This is a genomic window from Streptomyces araujoniae, assembly GCF_050871195.1.
Lineage (GTDB): Bacteria > Actinomycetota > Actinomycetes > Streptomycetales > Streptomycetaceae > Streptomyces > Streptomyces bacillaris.
This window is the reverse complement of sequence record NZ_CP194070.1, coordinates 4,732,983-4,748,190: the sequence shown is the minus strand read 5'-3', so window position 1 is coordinate 4,748,190 and position 15,208 is coordinate 4,732,983. Positions and strand designations below refer to the sequence as shown.

The 15,208-nt window shown below is 72.6% G+C and carries 11 protein-coding genes; 5 read left to right on the top strand and 6 right to left on the bottom strand.

Features of this window, described 5'->3' with window-relative positions; genetic code table 11:
- Positions 1 to 329 precede the first annotated feature (329 nt).
- From chvE to ACQ9ZG_RS20360, 4 genes are all read left to right on the top strand, one after another.
- Positions 330 to 1,439: a multiple monosaccharide ABC transporter substrate-binding protein gene (gene chvE, locus ACQ9ZG_RS20375; protein WP_028416742.1), complete on the top strand. Its 1,110-nt coding sequence runs from the start codon at positions 330 to 332 to the stop codon at positions 1,437 to 1,439.
- Between the two features lie 77 nt (positions 1,440 to 1,516).
- On the top strand, positions 1,517 to 3,154 hold the full coding sequence (gene mmsA / locus ACQ9ZG_RS20370) for a multiple monosaccharide ABC transporter ATP-binding protein (RefSeq protein ID WP_109916061.1): 1,638 nt from the start codon (positions 1,517 to 1,519) through the stop codon (positions 3,152 to 3,154).
- Positions 3,151 to 4,386, top strand: coding sequence for a multiple monosaccharide ABC transporter permease (gene mmsB, locus ACQ9ZG_RS20365; RefSeq protein WP_109916060.1), 1,236 nt, complete (start codon positions 3,151 to 3,153; stop codon positions 4,384 to 4,386). Before mmsA ends, mmsB begins: the two co-directional genes overlap by 4 nt.
- Positions 4,387 to 4,633: 247 nt before the next feature.
- On the top strand, positions 4,634 to 5,446 hold the full coding sequence (locus ACQ9ZG_RS20360) for an HAD family hydrolase (protein WP_499281022.1): 813 nt from the start codon (positions 4,634 to 4,636) through the stop codon (positions 5,444 to 5,446).
- Positions 5,447 to 5,475: 29 nt separating this feature from the next.
- Here the strand turns inward: ACQ9ZG_RS20360 and ACQ9ZG_RS20355 are convergent, their stop codons facing one another.
- From ACQ9ZG_RS20355 to ACQ9ZG_RS20330, 6 genes are all read right to left on the bottom strand, one after another.
- Complete coding sequence (locus ACQ9ZG_RS20355; protein ID WP_499281020.1) at positions 5,476 to 7,734, bottom strand: ATP-binding SpoIIE family protein phosphatase; 2,259 nt, start codon at positions 7,732 to 7,734, stop codon at positions 5,476 to 5,478.
- A 158-nt stretch (positions 7,735 to 7,892) separates the two neighbouring features.
- Positions 7,893 to 8,483: a TetR/AcrR family transcriptional regulator gene (locus tag ACQ9ZG_RS20350; protein WP_018490737.1), complete on the bottom strand. Its 591-nt coding sequence runs from the start codon at positions 8,481 to 8,483 to the stop codon at positions 7,893 to 7,895.
- 249 nt (positions 8,484 to 8,732) lie between these two features.
- Positions 8,733 to 9,713 (bottom strand): ABC transporter permease, encoded by a 981-nt coding sequence (locus ACQ9ZG_RS20345; RefSeq protein WP_109917383.1) that lies wholly within the window; start codon positions 9,711 to 9,713, stop codon positions 8,733 to 8,735.
- Positions 9,700 to 10,716, bottom strand: coding sequence for an ABC transporter ATP-binding protein (locus ACQ9ZG_RS20340; protein WP_028416748.1), 1,017 nt, complete (start codon positions 10,714 to 10,716; stop codon positions 9,700 to 9,702). The genes ACQ9ZG_RS20345 and ACQ9ZG_RS20340 overlap by 14 nt, the downstream gene beginning before the upstream one ends.
- A 265-nt stretch (positions 10,717 to 10,981) precedes the next feature.
- The gene (locus ACQ9ZG_RS20335) at positions 10,982 to 12,247 is read right to left on the bottom strand and encodes a LolA family protein (protein WP_109915526.1); all 1,266 of its coding nucleotides are present in this window, start codon (positions 12,245 to 12,247) and stop codon (positions 10,982 to 10,984) included.
- A gap of 250 nt (positions 12,248 to 12,497) precedes the next feature.
- Positions 12,498 to 13,508 (bottom strand): polyprenyl synthetase family protein, encoded by a 1,011-nt coding sequence (locus ACQ9ZG_RS20330; RefSeq protein ID WP_018490733.1) that lies wholly within the window; start codon positions 13,506 to 13,508, stop codon positions 12,498 to 12,500.
- Between the two features lie 159 nt (positions 13,509 to 13,667).
- On the opposite strand from ACQ9ZG_RS20330, the gene ACQ9ZG_RS20325 reads away from it, so the two are divergent.
- Positions 13,668 to 15,167, top strand: coding sequence for a peptide MFS transporter (locus ACQ9ZG_RS20325; RefSeq protein ID WP_028416751.1), 1,500 nt, complete (start codon positions 13,668 to 13,670; stop codon positions 15,165 to 15,167).
- Positions 15,168 to 15,208: the final 41 nt, after the last annotated feature.

The following is a 15,208-nucleotide window of genomic DNA, read 5'->3' as shown; positions in this document are numbered from 1 at the left end:
GGACGAGGGCCGCGGCCGGGCCGGGCCGCCGGACGCGTTTCGAAGACGACCGGCTCACCTCGAATACGACAAACACCTTAACGCCTCTTGCCCTGATCATGTGTGAGCGCTAACAATCCAGTGGCCGACAGCCAGTCGCCGTCCCGGTGGCGCTCGTCCGGGCGGTCCCACGGCCGCCCCGCTCCCGCCCCCGTGCCGCCCCGGTCCCGTCGCGACCGCTCCACAGCCCCACCGCAAGCACACCGCGGCAGCTCCGCAAGCCGTCACCAGCCACCACCCCGCAAGCCGACCCAGAGCCGACCCAATGACGGGAATGCCAGGTAACGACCATGAAGAACCGACGAGCCGCTCTTCCCCTCCTCGCCACCGCCACCGCCTGCGCCCTGCTGCTGACCGCCTGCGGTCAGAACAGCGAGGGCGGCAGCCGGGAGGGTTCCGGTGACGGTCCCCGGACCATCGGGGTCGCCATGCCCACCAAGTCCTCCGAGCGCTGGATAGCCGACGGCCGGAACGTGACGGCGAGCCTGAAGAAGGCGGGGTTCACAACCACCCTCCAGTACGGGGAGGACGACCCCGACCAGCAGGTCTCGCAGATCGAGAACATGATCACGCAGGGTGTGGACGCCCTCGTCATCGCCGCGATCAACGGCGAGGCCCTCTCCAACGTGCTCCAGCAGGCCTCCGAGGCCGACATCCCCGTCATCTCCTACGACCGCCTGATCCTCGGCTCCCCGCACGTCGACTACTACGCCTCGTTCGACAACGAGAAGGTCGGCGAACTCCAGGGCGGCTACATCGTGGAGAAGCTCGGCCTGAAGGACGACCCCGGCAAGGGCCCCTTCAACATCGAGCTGTTCGCCGGGTCGAACGACGACAACAACACCAAGTACTTCTTCAACGGCGCGATGAAGGTCCTCAAGCCCTTCATCGACGACAAGCGCCTGGTCGTCCGCTCGCAGCAGACCCGCCTCAACCAGATCACCACGCTGCGCTGGGACGGGGGCACCGCCCAGCGGCGGATGGACGACCTGCTGACCTCGGCCTACTCCTCGGCCCGGGTCGACGCGGTCCTCTCCCCCGCCGACGGGATCTCCATCGGCATCCTCTCGGCCCTCAAGTCCGACGGCTACGGCTCGAAGGCCAAGCCCCTGCCGGTGGTCACCGGGCAGGACGCGGAGGTGTCGTCCGTGAAGTCGATCATCAAGGGCGAGCAGACCCAGACCGTCTACAAGGACACCCGCAAGCTCGCCCAGGTGGCCTCGGACATGGTCGAGGCGGTGCTGAAGGGGGAGAAGCCGGAGACCAACGACACGACGACGTACGACAACGGCGAGAAGGTCGTGCCCTCCTACCTGCTGCCCCCGGTCAGCGTGGACAGGAGCAACTACCGGGCCGAGATCCTGGACTCCGGCTACCTGAAGGCCGAGGACCTGCGGTGACCGCACCGATACCCGGCACCGCCCCTTCCGGGCCGGACACCGCACGGCCCCCCTCCGCCGCGGATCCCGTGCTCGACATGCGCTCGATCGGCAAGTCCTTCCCCGGGGTGAAGGCGCTGAGCGACGTCACCCTCCAGGTCCGGCGCGGCGAGGTGCACGCCCTCTGCGGGGAGAACGGGGCCGGCAAGTCCACCCTGATGAAGGTGCTCTCCGGCGTCCATCCGCACGGGAGTTACGAGGGGGAGATCCGCTACGCGGGCGAGGTGTGCCGGTTCCGGGACATCCGTGCCAGCGAACGGCGCGGCATCGTCATCATTCACCAGGAGCTGGCCCTCGTGCCGCAGCTCTCCATCGCCGAGAACATCTTCCTCGGCCACGAGCCCGCCCGGCGCGGCGTCGTCGACCGGCGGCAGATCCTGCGCCGGACCGCCGAACTCCTGCGCAGGGTGGGCCTGGACGAGCGCCCGCAGACCCGGGTCGCCGACATCGGCGTGAGCAAGCAGCAACTGGTGGAGATCGCCAAGGCCCTGGCCAAGGACGTCGGCCTGCTCATCCTCGACGAGCCCACCGCCGCGCTCAACGACGAGGACAGCGCTCACCTGCTCGACCTGATCAGGGGGTTGAGGGACCAGGGGATCACCTCGATCATCATCTCGCACAAGCTCAACGAGATCGCGGAGATAGCCGACTCCGTCACCGTGCTCCGCGACGGCCGGACCGTGGAGACCCTGGACCTCGCCGACCCCGGGACCACGGAGGAGCGCATCATCCGCTCCATGGTCGGCCGGAGCCTGGAGAACCGCTTCCCCGACCGGACGCCCTGCGCCGTGCCGCCCTCGCACTCCCCGGCGCTGGAGATCCGGGACTGGACGGTCGGCCACCCCGTGGACCACCACCGCAAGGTCGTCGACCGCGCCTCGCTGCGGGTGCACCGGGGCGAGATCGTGGGGATCGCCGGACTGATGGGCGCCGGCCGCACGGAACTGGCCATGAGCGTCTTCGGCCGGTCCTACGGCAGGTATCTCGGCGGCACCGTGCTCCGCGACGGCGGCGAGGCCCGCACCCGGACCGTGCCCGAGGCCGTCGCGGCGGGCATCGCCTACGTCACCGAGGACCGCAAGCACTACGGCCTGGACCTCCAGGACACGGTGAGCCGGAACATCTCGCTCGCCTCGCTGCCCCGCCTGGCGCGCCGCCGGGTGGTCGACGCGCACCAGGAGCGGCAGGTCGCGGAGGAGTTCCGGCGCACCATGAACATCCGCACCAGCACCGTGTTCGAGCAGGTGGGCCGGCTGTCCGGCGGCAACCAGCAGAAGGTCGTCCTCAGCAAGTGGATCCTCGCCGGTCCCGACGTCCTCATCCTGGACGAACCCACCCGGGGCGTGGACGTCGGCGCGAAGTACGAGATCTACACCGTCATCGACCGCCTGGCCGCCGAGGGCAAGGCGGTCCTGCTGATCTCCTCGGAACTCCCCGAACTCCTCGGCATGTGCGACCGCGTCTACACCATGGCGGCGGGCCGGATCACGGGTGAGGCCACCCGCGCCGAGGCCGACCAGGAACTCCTCATGCGCTACATGACGCGGGACCGCACCGCCTCCCCGTCCCCGTCCCCCTCGCCCGAAGCGGCCGGTGCGACGGCCACGGCCCCCGCACCGGCCGGCCCCACCGCGGCACCACAGCACGGCGCACCCGACGAAGGACCCTCCCGATGACCACTGACACCAGCCCGCCCCCTCCCGCCGCCGAGGAACGGCCGTCCGGTGCCGCGCCCGCGGTGGCCAGGCTGCTGATGGACAACGTACGGCGCAACACCCGCCAGTACGGGATGCTGTTCGCCCTCGGTCTCCTCGTGCTGCTCTTCCAGATCTGGACCGGCGGAGACCTGCTGCTCCCCCGCAACGTCTCCAACCTCGTCCTGCAGAACAGCTACATCCTCATCCTCGCCATCGGCATGATGATCGTCATCATCTCCGGGCACATCGACCTCTCCGTCGGTTCCCTGACGGCCCTGGTGGGCGCGGTCGCCGCCGTCCTGATGGTGGAGCACCAGATCGCCTGGCCGCTGGCCGTCGGGATCACGCTGCTGATCGGCGCGGCGGCGGGCGCGCTCCAGGGATTCTTCATCGCCTACATCGGCATCCCCTCGTTCATCGTCACCCTCGCCGGGATGCTCCTCTTCCGGGGGCTCACGGAGATCTTCCTCCAGGGGCAGACCCTCGGCCCCTTCCCCCAGGGTCTGCAGAAGGTGGCCAACGGCTTCCTCCCGGAGGTCGGGCCCGTCACCAACTACCACAATCTGACGCTGCTTCTGGGCCTCGGTGTGATCGCCGTGGTGATCAACCAGGAGGTACGGACACGTCGGCGCCAGGCGGAGTTCGACCTGACCCCGCTGCCCAGGAACCTGTTCGTCCTCAAGCTCGTGGCACTCGTCGCGGCGGTCGCCACGGCGACCCTGCTCCTGGCCAGCTACAAGGGCGCGCCCGTCGTCCTGCTCATCCTCGCCGTCCTGCTCGGCTGCTTCGGCTACGTCATGCGCAACGTGGTCGTCGGGCGGCACATCTACGCGATCGGCGGCAACCTCCCGGCGGCGAAGCTCTCCGGCGTCAAGGACCGGAGGACCACCTTCGCGGTCTTCCTCAACATGGGTGTCCTCGCCGCGCTGGCCGGGCTGGTCTTCGCGGCCCGCTTCAACGCGGCGTCCCCCAAGGCGGGCATCAACTTCGAACTGGAGGCCATCGCCGCCGCGTTCATCGGGGGAGCCTCCATGAGCGGCGGAGTGGGCACCGTGCTCGGCGCGATCATCGGCGGTCTCGTCCTCGGCGTGCTCAACAACGGCATGAACCTGGTGGGGATCGGCACCGACTGGCAGCAGGTGATCAAGGGGCTCGCCCTCCTGGCCGCCGTCGGCTTCGACGTGTGGAACAAGCGGCGGGCCACCACCTGACCCGCCCGGCCGGACGATCCGCCCTCCCCTCTCCTCCCCCTCCCCCGTGGCCAGGGTGCGCAGGACCGCCTGGCCACGGGGGGCGGTCCGGACGCGAAGCTCTCACCCCCACCCCGCGGTTGGGGGCTTCCGGGCCCCTCGCGCAACCGGGAGCGGTGGCGCGCAACCGGATACGGCGGCGCGGGCCCGATACCCGATCCGCCCCTCGTCCGCAAGCCGCCGTCCGGGCCCTTCTAGGCTGTGCCCCATGCCCTCGCCCATGCCACCCGCATACGCCCTCGTCGCCACCGACCTGGACGGCACCCTGCTCCGCCCGGACGACAGCGTCAGCGCCCGCTCCCGCGCCGCGCTCGCCCTCGCCGCCTCGGCGGGCGCCCGGCACCTGATCGTCACCGGCCGCCCGGTGCCCGGCATACGGGCCCTGCTCGCGGACCTGGCCTACACCGGGCCGGTGGTGTGCGGGCAGGGCGCGCAGCTGTACGACGCCGACAGCGCGCGGCTGCTGCGCTCGGTGACCCTGGACCGGGAGGCCGCCGACACCGCGCTCGGCAAGCTGGAGGCGGAGGTCGGGGCGGTGTTCGCGGCCGTGGACCAGGACGGGCCGGACGGCGTCACGCTGATCGAGCGCGGCTACCGGATGCCGAACCCCGCGCTCCCCGCCCTCCGTGTGGACTCCCGGGGCGCCCTGTGGGAGCGCCCCGTCATCAAGGTGCTGGTCCGTCACCCGGAGCTGGGCGACGACGCCCTGGCCGCCGCCGCGCGCGGGGCAGTGGGGGACCTGGCGAGCGTCACCCTGGCGGGTCCGGGCACGGTCGAGCTGGCTCCGTACGGTGTCGACAAGGGCACCGGCATCGCGGCGGCGGCCGAGCTGCTGGGGATCGGGCCCGAGCGGACCGTCGCCTTCGGGGACATGCCCAACGACCTGCCGATGTTCCGCCGCTCCGGCCACCGGGTGGCCATGGGCAACGCCCACCCGGAGCTGCGCGCGGCGGCGGACGAGGTGACGGCCTCCAACGCGGAGGACGGGGTGGCGGCGGTGCTGGAGCGGCTGTTCGGCTGAGGCCCGTACCCGCGCGCCCGGACAGCCGGTCAGCCGCTGCCCGGCAGCTTCTGCTCCGTCCAGAGCACCTTGCCGTCCGGGCCGTGCCGGGCACCCCAGTGGGCGGCGAGGCGGGAGACGATGAAGAGGCCCCGGCCGCCCTCATCGACCGTGTGGGCGTGGCGCAGGTGCGGGGAGGCCGTGGAGCCGTCGTGGACCTCGCAGGTGAGCGTGGTGTCCAGGAGCAGGCGGAGCCGGAGCGGCGGGGTGCCGTAGCGGACGGCGTTGGTGACCAGCTCGCTGACGATCAGCTCGGTGGCGTCGACGGTGTCCTCGTCGAGCCCCCACCCCTGGAGCCGGTCGCGGACGAGCAGCCGGGCGGTGGCGGGGGTCGTCCGGTCCTGGGCGAGGTCCCAGGTGGCGACGCGGTGGTCGGAGACCGTACCGGTCCGGGCCAGGAGCAGCGCGGCACCGGCGGACCGGGTGTCGTCGGGGAGGGCGTACACGATGTCGTCCCCCAGCTGCTGGAGGCCGCGGCCGGACCGGACGCCGTCGGCCAGGACCCGCGTGACGCGCTCCTCGGCGTGCTCGTCGGGGAGCAGGTCGCCGGTGCCGAACGCCAGGACGCTGCCCTCCTCCAGGGTGACGGCGGCGGGGGCGAAGAGGCCGCCGTCGGCGTCGAAGAGGCCCGGGCCCTCGGGGACGTCGAGCGCGACGGCCCGCCCGTCGGGCCCGATGGCCAGGGGCGCCGGGTGGCCGGCGCGGACGACCGTACAGGTGCGGGTGAACGGGTCGTAGACCCCGTACACGCACCCCGCCCGCAGCTCCTCGCCCTGGAGCGCGTCGCTCGGGGGCAGGGCCGCGCGTTCGGAGGCGAGACGGTCGGCGGTCTCCTTGAGGCGGGCCAGCACCTCCTCCGGCTCCAGGTCGAGATCGGCCAGCGCCTGGATGACCGTACGGAGCTGGCCCATCGCGATGGCCGACTGGAGCCCCTCCCCCGCGACTCCGCCGACGACGAGTGCCGTACGGGCCCCGGAGAGCGCAATCGTGTCGAACCAGCAGCCGCTGTCCCGGCCCGGCAGCAGCACATGGGCGGTCTCCACGGCGGCCTGGTGGCGCTCGGCCTGCGGGAGGAGGCGGCGCTGCACGGTGGAGGCGATGACGTGCTCGCGCTCGTAGCGGCGGGCGTTGTCGATGGCGAGGGCCGCCCGGGTGGCGGCGCTGGTGGCGAGGGAGACGTCGTCCTCGTCGAAGGGTTCGGCGGGCCCGCAGCGGTAGAGGCTGAGCAGGCCGAGCACGGCTCCGCGCAGGGTGAGGGGGACAACGATCAGGGAGTGCGCACCGGCCTGCGTCAGGGCACCGGCCCCGTCCGGGTCGGCGGCCAGCCACGGGGTGCCGGCGGTGAGCGGGACGAGCCGGGGCCGTAGGTCCGCGACGGCGCGTGCGTACGGCGTATGGGGCGGGAGGCGGCGGGTCCCGCCGACCGGGCGGCCCCGGGAGGGCTCGCCGCCCGGGGCGGTCCGTACGGTCGCGCAGCGGCCGGTCGCCGCGCGGCGCAACGGGGTCTCGGGCGGCAGCGGCCCCACCGGCGGGTCGGCCCCGCGCAGCACCTCGTCCACCACCTCGACGACGGCGACTCCGGCGAACCCGGGCACCAGCGCGTCGATGAACGACCGGCAGGTGGCCGCCACGTCCAGCGAACCGCCGACCGCGTCCCGCACGGCGGCCAGCGCGGCCTCGCGCGCCCGCGCCCGCTCCCGCTCGGTGACGTCGACGACCGCGCTGAGCAGACCGATGGTGGGGCCACCGGGACTGTCGGTGCCCGTGGGACTGCCGGGGCCTGCGGCTTCTGCGGGTTCTGCGGGTTCTGCAGGGCTCACAGGCTCTGCGGGGCCCACGGGACTGTCGGGCCTTGCAGGTCCTGCGGGGCTCACGGGACCTGCGGGGCTCGCGGGGCCGACGAGGCGGTAGGCGGAGACCAGGAAGGTGCGGTCGCCGGGGGTCCGCCGGAGCCGGCCGCGTACGAGATGCTCGCGAACGGGCCCACCCCCCGCGAGGACCCGCCTCAGGAGGCGCTCGCACCCGTCGGGGTCGTCGAGCCGGAAGGCCTCGGCGAAGGGGAGCCCGATGTACTCCTCGGTGCCGACGCCCTCGACCAGGGAGTTGGCACGGACCAGCCGCAGCTGCGGGTCGAGCACCACGAGCCCCACGGCGGACTGGGCGAACAGGACCTCCAGCAGAGCCTCGTCCAGGGCGCCGGACCCGTCCTTCCCGGCTCCGTCCCCGGCCGGGGTATCGGCGTACGACACGGCTTCACCCACCCTCAGGCTCCGGCCCCGGCTCCCCGGACCACCGGAGCGCCGACACGTGCCGGTCCAGCATCGCCCGGGGCCCGGGGAGCGGCCACCCGGGGGGAGCGGGGGTGTGACAGGCACGCCCGCGCGCCGTCGGGAGCCCGGGGAGCGGGTCAGTACCCCGGGGACCCCAGCGAGCGCAGCACATGCGCGACCAGGGCCGCGATCGTCTCCTCGTCCTGGACCGGTTTGCGCAGGACATGGCGGTAGTAGACGGGGCCGTACAGCATCTCCACCGCCAGCGGGAGGTTCGCGCCGGGCGGGATCTGGCCCTGGTCCTGGGCGCTGCGCAGCCGGGCCACCGCCTCCTCCACGCGCGGGTCGACCAGCTGGTCCCTGAGCGCCCGGGCGAGGACGTCGTCGTGGTGGAGTTCGGAGAGGATGCCCGCGTACGCCGGTCCGAAGGGCGGGACGGTGAGCAGCTTCACCGCGCCCGCCACATGCGTACGCAGGTCGGCGCCGATGTCCCCGGTGTCCACGAACGGCGTGGCGTCCACCAGGGCGTCCGTGAAGGCCTCCAGCAGGACCGCCCCTTTTGACGGCCACCAGCGGTAGATCGTCTTCTTGCTGACACCCGCGCGGGCCGCGATGGCCTCTATCGTCACGCGCCCGTACCCCTTCTCCGTACAGAGGTCGAGGGCGGCCTGGAGCGTCGCGCGGCGTGATCTCTCGCTGCGGCGCAGACTACTGGGCGGCGTGATCATTCGGTGAGCATAGGACGGTTTGAGCCATTCCTTATTGACAGCTAGTCGTCATAGGCCGAACAATACCCAGGCGGAAACGGAACGTACCGTGTCGGTTCGATCCCGCCTTCCGCACCGTTCGTGCCGTTCGTGCCGCGACGAGCCGATCGGGGGACGGCTCGCCCGGCCGACGGCGCGGACGACCGCTCACCGATCCGATCCGGCCACGGGACGACCGCCCCGCGGTCCTGCCCCGTCCCCGCCCGCCCCTCAGGCCGTGATGTCCTTCGTCGTGAAGCGCGCCCAGGCCGCCGAGCCGAACACCGCCGCGTAGACGCCCTGGAGCTGGAAGTTCTTCACCAGGTCGTCCCAGAGGACCGGCTCGCGCAGGACGTCCGTGAAGGACATCCAGTAGTGCGGGAACAGATAGGGGTGGATGCCGCTCAACTGCGGGATGCTGTCCAGGATCTGCGCCGTGATCAGCAGTCCGACCGTCGCCGCCATCGCCCCGATCCCGCTGTCGGTCAGCGTCGAGACGAACAGGCCCAGCGCGGCGAACCCGGCCATCGACGCCGCGACGACCGCCGCCGTCAGCCCGGCCCGGGCCAGCCCCTCGCCGAACCCGATCCGGGTCCCGGAGATCGTCGTGACCTCCCCCACCGGGAAGAGCAGCGCCCCGACCGCCAGCGCCGAGGCCGCCACCACGAAGGTCGCGACCAGGCAGAAGGTCAGGACCGAGGCGTACTTGACCAGCAGGAGCCTGGTCCGGCCCGCCGGGGCGACGAGCAGATAGCGGAGTGTCCCGGCGCTCGCCTCGCCCGCGACCGCGTCGCCCGCCACCACCCCGACGGCCATCGGGAGGAAGACCGGGAGGGTGGCGGCGAGGGTGGCGAAGACCAGGAAGACGCCGTTGTTGGTGACCTGCGTCAGGAACGCGGGTCCCGCCCCGCCGTCCGGGCCGCCCCCGGCCCCTCCCCCGGATCCGTCGCCGCCCGTCTCGATGCGGACCGCGATCCCGATGAGGACGGGGACGGCGGCGAGCACCGCGAGGAGGGCGTAGGTCCGGTGGCGGCGGAAGGTGGTGGCGACCTCGGAACGGAGGAGTCCGAGCGTGCGGAAGGGGTGGGAGAGGGGGGTACGGGGACGGGGTCCCGGAGTTCCGCCCCCGACCCCGGTCCCGGCCTCGGCCCCGCCCCCGCCCCCGGTCCCGGCCCTCGTCCCGCTGGGCGGAACCGTCTCAGCCTGCGACATCGAAGCCCTCTCCCGTCAGTGCCATGAACGCGTCCTCCAGCGACCCGCCCTCCACCCCGAACGACCGCACCCGCACCCCGCCGCCCACCAGCGCCGCGTTGAGGTCCGCGAGGTCCACGGCGGCGGGCGGGGCGTCGGCGGTCAGCCGGTCGCCGTCGGTCGCCAGGCCGGTGAGGCCGTGCGCCGTGAGGATACGGGCGGCGGCGGCCGGGTCGGGGGTGGTGACGGCCAGCCGGCCCCGGGCGCTCGCGGCGAGTTCGGCGACCGGGCCCTGGACCAGCAGCCGGCCCCGGGCCATCACCGCCGCGTGCGTGCAGACCTGCTCGATCTCGTCCAGCAGGTGCGAGGAGAGGAACACCGTCGTGCCCTCCGCCGCCAGCTCCCGGACCAGGGAGCGGATCTCGCGCATTCCCTGCGGGTCGAGCCCGTTGGTCGGCTCGTCCAGGACGAGCAGGCGGCGCGGGCGGAGCAGCGCGGCGGCGAGGCCGAGGCGCTGCTTCATGCCGAGGGAGTACGCCTTCGCCTTCCGGTCCGACGCGGCGGTGAGGCCGACCCGCTCCAGGGCGTGGCCGACGCGGGCCCGGCGGGTGCGCGGGTCGGCTGTGGGGTCGGCGCTGTCGTACCGCAGGAGGTTGTCACGGCCGCTCAGAAAGCCGTACAGCGCGGGGCCCTCGATCAGCGCGCCGACCTCCGGGAGGACCGTGCGGGCGGCCTGGGGCATCGGGCGGCCGAGGACCCTGGCGGTCCCGGCGGTGGGGTCGATGAGGCCCATGAGCATCCGGATGGTGGTGGTCTTGCCGGAGCCGTTGGGGCCGAGGAAACCGAAGACGCTGCCGCCGGGGACGGTGAGGTCGAGCCCGTCGACGGCGGGGCGGCCGCCCCGGTAGCGCTTGGTGAGGCCGTGGGTCTCGATGACGGGGGCCGGGTGGCCGGGCGGCCGGGGATCGGGGGCGGCCGCCCCGGCAGGTCCCGGCGCACTCCGCGCAGCCGCTGTATCCGTCATGCCGCATCGCCGCCCGTCATGCCGCCGCCCCGCAGTCCGTCATGCCGCCTCGCACCTCTCAGCGCTCGTACCGGGACCCGCGTCCGCGCCTGGACCTGCCGCCCCTGTCTCCCACGCAGTCCGGACCGTCGCGAGGGGCAGGGCAGCCGCCCGGTGCGGAAGCACGCCCTCCGGGCGACCACCCGGCAGCCGGGCCGGGCCGCCCCGTCGCCCACTCTCTCGCGACGGGGCGGCCCGGCCGGTGAACCACGGCGGCCCGAAGGCGCTACCGGGCGCCGTTCGCCGCCCGTACCAGCTCGTCCTTGGTCACCGCGCCGACGTACACCTTGCCGTCGTCCGTCAGCAGGGCGTTGACCAGGCGGGTCTTGAAGACCGTGCCCGAGCCGAACTTCCCGGTGACCTTGTCGCCCAGCGCGTCCAGGAAGCCCTGCGCCTCGGCCGGGACGTCGCCCGAGCCCGCCGGGGGCAGGAGCCCCTTGCCGCCGGGGATCTCGATGGCGGCTATCGACGTCCAGCCCTCGCCGATGACGTTGACGCCCTCGGAGCCTTCGAGCCCGCCCAGCCCCTCCAGGCCGGGGATCTGCCCGGAGAACTTCTCCTGGAGCGACTTCTCCGCCGCGCCGGTCCCGCCCTCGCCGTGCTCCAGCTCGTCCGCCTCCGTCACCTTGGCGCCCTTGGGCGGGGTGAAGTCGAAGGTGGAGGCGGCGGGCTTGGCGAAGTCCACCTTGGTGAAGCCCGCGTCGACCACGGCCTTGCCGCCGTCCGACGCGGCCAGGGTGAACTTCAGCGGCACGCCGTTCTCGGCGTCCACCGCGATCCGTACCGAACCGACCGTCGAGCCGGACTGCTTGGGCTTGATCACCAGCTGGTACGCGTCGCGCCCGGCCACCTGCGCGGTGCCGTCCACGGTGACCGACGTGGTGTCACCGACCGCCGCGAGCGCCTGCTCGGCGAAGTCCTTCGGGGTGGCGGGGGCGCCCTCGGGAGCCTTCGGCTCCTTCTCGGCGCCGGCGTACCCCTCGGGGGCCTTGGAGTGGTAGACCTCGTCGGACTGGGAGTCGTACGCCCAGACCTCGCCCCGGTTGTGGATGACGTTGTACTCGGAGGCCTTGCCGAGGACGGAGAGCCGCTGCTTCTCCGGGCCGTCGACGGCCACGCGCAGGGTGTGCGTGCCGGACGTCAGCTCCATGAGCTTGTCCTCCGGCGCCGCCGCACCCTTGTCCCTGCCCTCGCCGGCGCCCGGGAGGAACGATCCCGCGAGGCCGTCGAGGGGCAGACCGAGGTCCGTGCTGATCTTGAAGGTTCCGGAGAGCTGCTCCTCGTCGGAAGCGGCGATCTTCTCGATGAGTTCCTGTGCGCTGATCTTCGGCAGGTCCGGGTCGCCGCTGTTCGCGAGGGCCGGGACGAGCCCGATGGTCGCGGCCGCCACCCCCGCGACCGCGACGGGGACGATGTAGCGCGCCGCCTTCCGACGGCCCACGGGGGTGCCCGTGGCCTCGCCGGTGGTCTCCGCGCTGTCGTTCGGTGCCATGTGTGCCCTACCTCCGTGGTCGGCGGCTTCCGTCCGGTTGCCCGTCCACTCCCTGCCGCCCTTCTCACCCGATGGGGTCAGGAGTGGTTCTGGTCCGTCTACTGTCCATCTGACCAAATCGGGCGGGCTGAAGCGTCAGACCCGGGGATCAACTCGCCTACTGCTGCGGTATGACAACCGGGCGGGCCTCGTCGGCCATCCACTAGGGGTAGGGCTCCTTGAAGGCAGGGCCTCGCCCGGCCGGGGGCACTCAGCCCGCGCGGTGGACCACCGCGTCGCACAGCTCCTCCAGGGCCGACTTCGCGTACCCCTCGGGCAGCGGCGCCAGCGTGGCGCGCGCCTCCTGGGCGTAGCGGACGGTGTCCTGGCGGGCCTGCTCCAGCGCCGGGTGGGCCCGGAGCAGCCGCAGCGCCTCGGCCAGGGTGGCGTCGTCGGCCAGGTCGCCGTCGAGCAGTTCGACCAGCGCCAGGTCCTCGGGCCTGCCGTCCTTCGCGGCCCGGGCGCGCAGCCGCAGGACCGGGAGGGTGGGGATGCCCTCGCGCAGGTCGGTGCCGGGGGTCTTGCCGGACTCGTGGGTGTCGGAGGCGATGTCGAGGACGTCGTCGGCGAGCTGGAAGGCGATGCCGAGCCGCTCCCCGTACTGCGTGAGGATGTCCACGGTCCGCTCGTCGGCCCCGGCCATCAGCGCGCCGAACCGGCCGGAGACGGCGACCAGCGAGCCGGTCTTGCCGCTGAGCACGTCCAGGTAGTGGTCGACCGGGTCGCGGCCGTCGCGCGGGCCCGCGGTCTCCAGGATCTGGCCGGTGACCAGCCGCTCGAACGCCTCGGCCTGGATGCGTACGGCCTCGGGGCCGAGGTCGGCCAGGATGTGGGAGGCGCGGGCGAAGAGGAAGTCGCCCGTCAGCACGGCCACCGAGTTGCCCCAGCGGGTGTTGGCGCTGGGCACCCCGCGGCGTACGTCGGCCTCGTCCATCACGTCGTCGTGGTACAGCGTGGCCAGGTGGGTCAGCTCGACGACGACGGCCGAGGGCACGACACCCGGCGCGTCCGGGTCACCGAACTGTGACGCGAGCATGACCAGCAGGGGGCGGAACCGCTTGCCGCCCGCCCGCACCAGGTGCTGGGCGGCCTCCGTGATGAAGGGCACGTCGCTCTTGGTGGCTTCGAGCAGCCCCGCCTCGACAGCGGCCAGGCCCGCGTGGACATCGGCCTCAAGAGCCTGGTCCCGCACGTGCAGTCCGAACGGCCCGACGACGGTCACGGGGGCATCTCCTGTCTGCTGACGATCACACCCGATGTCGATGTGTCGCTGTCTCTCTTTGCAACTTCAGCGTATCCGGTCCTCTGTGGATCACCGTGGGCGCCTTCCCGCCACCGCCGGTATGTTCGTGATCAGCCCATATGGTCAGGAGCAACCGCTTTGTCCCACAGCCCCGCCGCCACCGAACCGGCCCAGCCCCCGCCCGAGGACGACCGCGCCTTCTTCGGCCAGCCACGGGGGCTGATGACCCTCTCCGGGCTGGAGGTCTGGGAGCGGTTCTCCTTCCTCGGCATGCAGGCCATCCTGGTCCTGTTCTTCGCCGACACGGTGGCCGACGGCGGTATGGGGATGGACCCCGGCACCGCCGCCTCCGTCTCCGCCGCCTACGGCACCCTCGTCTACCTGGTCTCCGTGGCCGGCGGCTGGCTGGCCGACCGGATCCTCGGCTCGTACCGGGCGGTGCTGTACGGCGGCATCCTCATCGCCTGCGGCCACTACTCCATGGCCGTGCCGACCGACGCGATGACCTGGGTCGGGCTCGGCCTGATCAGCGCCGGAACGGGCCTGCTGAAGCCCAACGTCGCCTCCATGGTCGGCAAGCTCTACCGCACCGACGACGAGCGGCGCGACGCCGGCTTCGCCCTCTACTACATGGGCATCAACATCGGCGCCTTCGCCGGACCGCTGATCACCGGCTGGCTGGGCGACCACGCGAGCTGGCACTGGGGCTTCTCGGCCGCCGCGATCGGGATGACCTTCGGTCTGATCCAGTACGTGGTCGGCCGCCGTCACCTGGTCGGACGCAAGGAGGGCGCCGAGTTCGCCCTCGCCCCGGCCGCCATGCGCCGCGCGGTGCGGCTGATCATCGGCGGGGCCGTCCTGGCCGCCCTCGTAGCCACCGCCCTGGCGCTGGCGGGCTGGCTCACCATCGACCGGTTCGTGGACGTGCTCACGGTGGTCTCGGTCATCGCCCCGATCGCGTACTTCGTGGTGATGTTCCGCAGCCCCCGGGTGACCGCGGAGGAGCGCGGCAGGCTGCGGCCGTACGTCGTGCTCTTCCTGGGGTCCGTCGTCTTCAACTTCATCCTGTTCCAGGCGTACTCGACGATGATCCTGCTCGCCTCGACCAACGCCCGCACCGAGGTCCTCGGCTTCACCTTTCCCGCCAGCTGGTACGCCTCCGCGCTCGGCGCCTTCGAGGTGGCGCTCGCGCCCGTGGTGGCCGCCACCTGGGTCAGGATGGGCCGCCGCCAGCCGCACGCCTCCAACAAGATCGCCTTCGGGGTGATCCTGGGCGGCCTGTCGTTCCTGCTGATGGTCCTGCCCACGTCCGGGCACGCGGACGACACGTACAAGATGGCCGCCTGGTGGATCGTCGGCTCCTACCTGCTGCTCGGCCTCGGTGACGTACTGCTGGAGACCTCCGGGCTCTCCGCCAGCAGCAAGCTCGCCCCGAAGGCGTTCGCCAGCCAGACGATGGCCCTGTGGTTCCTGTCCCTGGCCGTCGCCAACGGCATCCAGGCCCAGATCGTGAAGCTGTACGGCCAGGTGTCCAACCCGGCGTACTTCGGCGTCAACGGGGCGATCGCGGTGGCGGCCGGGGTCGCGATGATCGCCGCCGCGCCCTGGCTGAAGCGCACGATGCACCCCGTCCACTAGCGCCGTGCCGAGAGAAGGCGCCGCGTCCCCAGGAGAAGGCG